Here is a 6000-nt window from a genome sequence, read left to right as displayed (position 1 = left end):
CCCACTCCTTTCCGATTGACATCACTGTGCAGATGGCCCTGCTGATCCGTGCGACAAAATCAGGGCTGATCCGCACGACGAGATCAGGACAAGCTTATCCACAAAGTTTTCCACAAGTCATGCGGGATTGTGCACACCTTGTGGAACGTTGACGCTAGCCATCTCTGTGTCGTGGTGCAAGAAGTTTTCGAAGGTCACGACGATGAACGGCTCGCCAGGCGGGTCGCTACATCAGTGTGATTTGCACACTGTGGACAACGGGTCATCCATTGCTCCGCCAGTTTGCGCTTCAGCAGTCGGACAAGTAGAGTTCTGCAGTCACTGCCTGGTGGCGGTGACGCACTTTCCTGCGCCCGGCCGGGCGCCCCGGCCTGAGGAAGAGCACCCCTCGTCCTCCCGGGTGATCCCCAAGACACAAGGGAGAACATCCCCGTGAAGCGCACTTACCAGCCCAGCAACCGTCGTCGTTCCCGTAACCACGGTTTCCGTCATCGCATGAGCTCCCGCGCCGGACGCTCCATCCTAGCGGCTCGCCGTCGTAGGGGTCGCGCCAAGCTCTCTGCCTGAGTCCGACGTGCTTCCCGCGCGGTCGCGGATGCATCGGTCCGAGGACTTTCGATCCGCGACTCGCGGTGGAGTCCGGTCCGGTCGTCAGACTCTCGTCGTCCATGCGGGATGGATGCCCCACTCCCGGTGCGATGGGGAGTCATTCTCATTGCCCCCAAGGTTGTCCACAGGGACGCTGGTGTCCACACCCGCGGACGCCACGACATGTTCCGACCCTGGTGCAGCACCCAGGGTCGGTTTCGTCGTGTCCAAGGCAGTGGGAAATGCCGTGACCCGGCACCGGGTGGCACGTCAGTTACGTCACTTGGCCCGTCCCCTTGCCGAGCAGTTGCCATTGGGATGCCTGATCGTGGTGCGTGCCCTACCCGCCGCAGCCAGACGTCCCCAGCAGTTGCCGAGCGATCTGTCCTCGGCGTGGACGAAGGCCTTGGACAAACTCCAACGCCGTACTGCCGCCCAGTCGTCGACCGACTCTGCATGTGACAATTGTCCGCAGACCAATGGTCGGACACCTGACGACACTGGTGCTCACATCGACACCGCGGGTGACGATGCGCAGGGGCCTGTCACAGCTGGTGAGCAGCCTACAATGAGCCCGGTGCGTCGGGAGGTGTGAGCGTCCATGTCCAGGATCGGCAGATTTCGCCCACTGACGTGGCTTGTCATCGCCGTGGTCAAAGCATGGCGAACCTTCATCTCGCCGCTGTACGGGCCGGTGTGCAAGTATCAGCCGTCCTGTTCCTCCTTCGGGCTGCGTGCCCTGCAGGTGCACGGGGTGTTCCGGGCGACACCGATGATCGTCTGGCGGATCCTGCGCTGCAACCCCTGGTCACATGGCGGCTACGACCCGGTCCCCGACACCCCTGAGGCTCACGAGTGGGCCGAACTGCATCCTGAGACCGTCACCCGAGGATGGGTGACGACTTTCACTGGAGGTCGGCACGGCGCGCATGACGTCGGGACCACCTCATCTGACCATTCCCGCGCCGGCCTGGCCGGGAACCACCAGCACGTGCTTGCTGGTACGCCCTGCGATTCCCGAGGTGAGAATTGATGCTCAATCCCCTGGTGATCATGCTTGGCTTGGGTGATGGTTTCCATGCCATCGGCCATGCCATCATGCTTCCGCTCTACTGGGCCGTGTCCGGACTCGTGGTGCTCTTCCACGCCATGTGGAGCCCCGTGTTCGGTTCGGACTCCGGTGCGACGTGGACCCTCGCCATCATCACCCTGACGATCTTCATCCGTATCCTGCTCATCCCGCTGTTCGTCAAGCAGATCAATTCCGCCCGGGCGATGCAGCTCATCCAACCCAAGATGAAGGCGATCCAGGACAAGTACGGTGACGACCGGCAGCGTGCCGGCCAGGAGATGATGAATCTCTACAAGGAAGAGGGCGTCAACCCTGCAGCATCCTGCTTGCCAATCCTGCTGCAGATGCCCATCTTCCTCGCCCTGTTCCGGGTGCTCGACGGGGCCTCCCGCGGAACTCCACGCGGCCATTTCTTCGTCGACCACCCCGAGCTCGTGGCGTCCCTGCAACATGCCAGGTTCTTCGGTGCCGAGCTGGCCGGACGATTCCTGCCGATGACCAACGGATTCGGCGGCACGCAGATCGTTGCCCTCGTCCTCATCATCATCATGGTGGTGACGCTGTTCTACACCCAGATGCAGCTCATGCGTAAGAACATGCCACCCGAGGCACTCACCGGCCCGATGGCACAGCAGCAGAAGATGATGATCTATCTCTTCCCGCTGATGTACCTCTTCAGCGGTGTGAGCTTCCCGATCGGCGTCATGATCTACTGGGCGACGTCAAACCTGTGGACGCTGGGTCAGCAGGAGATCCTCATTCGCAACAATCCGACCCCCAACACCCCGGCCTACATCGACTGGCAGGAGCGCATGCGTGCCAAGGGCAAGGATCCCGACGAGATCGAGCGCCAGCGTCGCGAGAAGCGCCGTCGCAAGGTCGTCAGTGCCACCCCCACCCCTGCTGGCGACCCCAGCGATGCCGCCAGGCCTGCAGTCGCTCGCCAGCAGGTGACGCGCCAGACGGTTCGCAAGGACGCCAACGGCAACAAGCAGGTGGTGCGACGCCAACAGCCCGCCCGACAGTCCCGGTCGAAACGCAAGCACTGACCGAAACCCATCATGACTGCAGTGCCCTTGGTGGAAGTTTTTTCGGACCAGGCACTGTCGTCAGCGATGGTGTGACTGACCTCCCATGAACGATCGCCCAGGCAGCCGAGGCAAATCGGTGATGACGAGCCTCGCAACGGATGTGAAGAAGGAACCGCAATGAGTCAAGACCATGGCACAACCCAGATGTCCACGGATGTCACCGAGTCCCCCAGCGACACTCCACAACGCAACGTTGATTCCCCAGATGAGCACACTGCAGCCGATGCACGGCATGAGGATGTCGAGCACCCCGCCACCGAGGAGGATCACGAAAACCCCTTGGTGACCGAGGGAGACATTGCCGCCGACTACCTGGAGGATCTGCTCGACATCGCTGATCTGGACGGCGACATCGACACTTATGTCGAGAACGGGCGGGCACACGTCTCCATCGTCACTGACAACCAGACACTCGTCGGTGACGACGGCAAGGTCCTCGAAGCCCTTCAGGAGCTCTCACGTCTGGCTGTCATGACAGAGACCGGACATCGGTCACGGCTGATGCTCGACGTCGCAGGGTTCCGGGAGAATCGACGCAAGGAACTCGCCATCCTTGCCACTGAGGCCGTGCAGTCCGTCAAGGAGTCCGGTGAGCCGGTGTCGTTGGCTCCCATGAATCCCTTTGAACGCAAGATTGTCCATGACGTTGTTGCCGACGCTGGACTGTTCAGCGAGTCCGACGGTGTGGAGCCCAGGAGGCATGTTGTGATTTCACTGAGGTCCTCATCCTGACGAGGATGCTGCTGATCCTGTGCGAGCAGCTCGCCGCGCAGAACGGTCAGCACACAGAGTGGTCAGTACACAGGGCGGGTAGTTGAGTTCAGGACGGGTCGCGGTACAGACGGCATCGCGGCCCGTTTCGTGTGATAGATGCTCGCACGGGTCGTCGTCTCGGTATCCATGCTTCTGCCCTGCTTGTCGTATACGGCGAGCGGCGCTCCACCCTATTTCATGGGGGCGCCCATGATGTCGTCTCGTCCCGTACGCCGTATCTCCATGCGACCCAATGGGGCGCTCATGATGTCTGGTCTCATCCTGTGCGTCGAGCAGTATTTCCCAGGCCCCATGATCCGCGCGATCCCATGAGGGTGTCCATGATGTCTGGTCTTGTCCCGTGCGTAGCGGTATCTCCACCAGCAGTGCCCACACCAACCAGCGGGGCCCACACTAGGAGTGCTTCTTTCCACAGCGAAGGGAGTGGTACCTGGATCATCGGTCACACGGGTGATGGTCATCGCTTGATCTTCAGGTGCTGGTGGCGAAGGTCGACAAATGTTGGTGGGAGGTCGACAAAGTGACGAATCTGGCAGCTGAGGTCAGCCGGTGCGCCCCCAGCAGTTCTTCGTGCACCCCAGCGTTGCTTTGTGCTCCTCATCGATGACGGCCTGAGGTTTTCCCAACGCTGTGGCGGCGTGGATGGCCTGCGTGTCACTACTCCTTGCTGGGAGTGTCTGAGGCTCCACCCGTTCTGTCCGGGGGCACGACACAGCCCTTGCCTGGCACGACATGCCTGGTTCGACACAGCCCTTGCCTGGGCAGAGGTGCCGTAGCGATGATCGTTGAATCGTGCTGTGTGTTGTACCTCATGGTGTGATGACGCTGTCTGCCTTCATGCTCTTGGGGCCGGTGTCCAGCTCGTGGGCCCGGGCGTCCAATGGCACGAGGACCATCGCCACATTGCCATGGAACGCACGCAGTCCCACGGCAACAGTCAGGACGTCATGAGCACGGTTTCACCCGCAACACGTTCTCAACCTCGCGAGATGTGTGAATGAGCCCCTATGAGCCCATCCCCCAACCGACCTCTCACGCCGTGTCAGATCCCGTGTGTCCCGTGGGAGCGACTTCATTACCTCCTCGTGGTGCCCACGGAGAGATGTCTCGCCACGCACGCACACCGCTTCACCCTCTCATGGGTGGTGTGTGTTGACCCTCCCATTGCTCCCATGAGGTTGACCTGTTTTCCGAGTTCTGCGGTCACGTGCTCGAGCCGCGTGCACATGAGCTTTCCGTTTCCTCATCGGGATCCCTGGGTTACACCTTGCCTCCGCGTGTCTTTTGTGGCTTGCTCCTGTCCTCTTGGTTTCCGATGTCTCCCCTGCGCCTGTGGTCACGGACTCGGTAACTGTGTGAAGATACCTCTGTGAGTGGGATGGATGATCGTTGTGGCAGTGCCCCTGTAGCCGGTGACCGTGACTGGTGTCGCAGTGCGTCTGGGGATCATGACCGAAGCGCTGCTGCCAGGAACGATCCATCCCAGGGGGCGAGTGAGGTCCCATCCAGCTCATCGACTGTCGAGGAGAACACCGCAGCACGGGACATTTATAAAGAAAAATATTCAGACATAAAAAGATATGTCGATATATTGTCAAGTGATGGCGTGACCCAAGGACTCATCGGGCCACGGGAGACTCCGCGACTGTGGCAACGACACATCTTCAACAGTGCCGCTGTTGCTCAATTGATCCCCGAGGGACAGCGGGTTGCCGATGTTGGTAGCGGTGCTGGTCTTCCTGGAATTCCAGTTGCCCTGCTACGCCCTGACTTGGAGATCACGCTCATTGAGCCATTGGCTCGGCGCTACCAATTTCTCACGGCCGTTGTTGACGAACTTCATCTTGACGATCAGGTGACGGTGATCCGATCGCGAGCTGAAGATTTTCACATGAGTTTTGATGTCGTCACCGCTCGGGCTGTTGCCAACCTCACGAAACTTTTGGCATGGACTGCACCACTGTTCCTACCTTCAGGAGAGCTTCTTGCCCTCAAGGGGGAGTCTGTGGACAGAGAAATAGCCAAGGCTGACAAGGAACTTCGCAAGCGTCGGCTTGATGCAGAGGTACTCATCGTTCGAGCTGCTGCTGATGCCGACCCCACTCGGGTCGTGCGGGTCCGACATGCCTGATTGGGGAGAGTCTGATTCAGCTGTGAAACCTGCGTCTGCATTTTCCCCATGACACGTGTTAATCCTACGAAAGAGACTGGATGACGTGGATGAAACCTGTTGTGAGAGTAGCGACGTGTCATATTGACATTGACATGTGCTCGTAAATATCCATCTCATCTTGGGTATGGGCTGATCTCGAACCATCTCCGTACCTGTCCACAAGGTGCACAACTTTTGCCGTTGATACCACGACCACGACTTAGGTACCTCGACTTCCCAGTAATCCCAGTGCTTCTCCTGCAGATGATGTGACACATCACCCCGTAATGTCGATTTCTTGACAACGCTACGCTACTGAGCGC

Annotated in this window: 6 protein-coding genes; all 6 read left to right on the top strand. The window is 59.8% G+C overall.

Going from position 1 to position 6000, the window contains the following annotated elements:
• Positions 1 to 432 precede the first annotated feature (432 nt).
• On the top strand, positions 433 to 567 hold the full coding sequence (gene rpmH, locus ACP8JZ_RS09310; RefSeq protein WP_021103642.1) for a 50S ribosomal protein L34: 135 nt from the start codon (positions 433 to 435) through the stop codon (positions 565 to 567).
• Positions 568 to 574: 7 nt separating this feature from the next.
• Complete coding sequence (rnpA, locus tag ACP8JZ_RS09305; protein WP_323457516.1) at positions 575 to 1183, top strand: ribonuclease P protein component; 609 nt, start codon at positions 575 to 577, stop codon at positions 1181 to 1183.
• Between the two features lie 6 nt (positions 1184 to 1189).
• Positions 1190 to 1621, top strand: a complete 432-nt coding sequence (gene yidD, locus ACP8JZ_RS09300) for a membrane protein insertion efficiency factor YidD (protein ID WP_323457517.1) — start codon at positions 1190 to 1192, stop codon at positions 1619 to 1621.
• Positions 1621 to 2709 carry a membrane protein insertase YidC gene (gene yidC / locus ACP8JZ_RS09295; RefSeq protein WP_021103639.1) on the top strand — a complete coding sequence of 363 codons (1089 nt, stop codon included), beginning with the start codon at positions 1621 to 1623 and terminating at the stop codon, positions 2707 to 2709. The genes yidD and yidC overlap by 1 nt, the downstream gene beginning before the upstream one ends.
• Before the next feature lie 186 nt (positions 2710 to 2895).
• Positions 2896 to 3483: a Jag family protein gene (locus ACP8JZ_RS09290; protein WP_410172902.1), complete on the top strand. Its 588-nt coding sequence runs from the start codon at positions 2896 to 2898 to the stop codon at positions 3481 to 3483.
• A gap of 1588 nt (positions 3484 to 5071) precedes the next feature.
• The gene (gene rsmG, locus ACP8JZ_RS09285; RefSeq protein WP_306517159.1) at positions 5072 to 5656 is read left to right on the top strand and encodes a 16S rRNA (guanine(527)-N(7))-methyltransferase RsmG; all 585 of its coding nucleotides are present in this window, start codon (positions 5072 to 5074) and stop codon (positions 5654 to 5656) included.
• The last annotated feature ends 344 nt before the right edge of the window (positions 5657 to 6000 follow it).

It is taken from the genome of Cutibacterium sp. LaCa_286, assembly GCF_057198075.1.
The sequence above is the reverse complement of the archived record's forward strand: the minus strand, read 5'-3'. Positions and strand labels throughout refer to the sequence as shown.

What these genes read in the sequence shown, in the direction of transcription:
- ACP8JZ_RS09290 (WP_410172902.1), top strand. Translation starts at nt 2,896, where the DNA reads ATGTCCACGGATGTCACCGAGTCCCCCAGCGACACTCCACAACGCAAC.
- yidD (WP_323457517.1), top strand. Translation starts at nt 1,190, where the DNA reads ATGTCCAGGATCGGCAGATTTCGCCCACTGACGTGGCTTGTCATCGCC.
- yidC (WP_021103639.1), top strand. Translation starts at nt 1,621, where the DNA reads ATGCTCAATCCCCTGGTGATCATGCTTGGCTTGGGTGATGGTTTCCAT.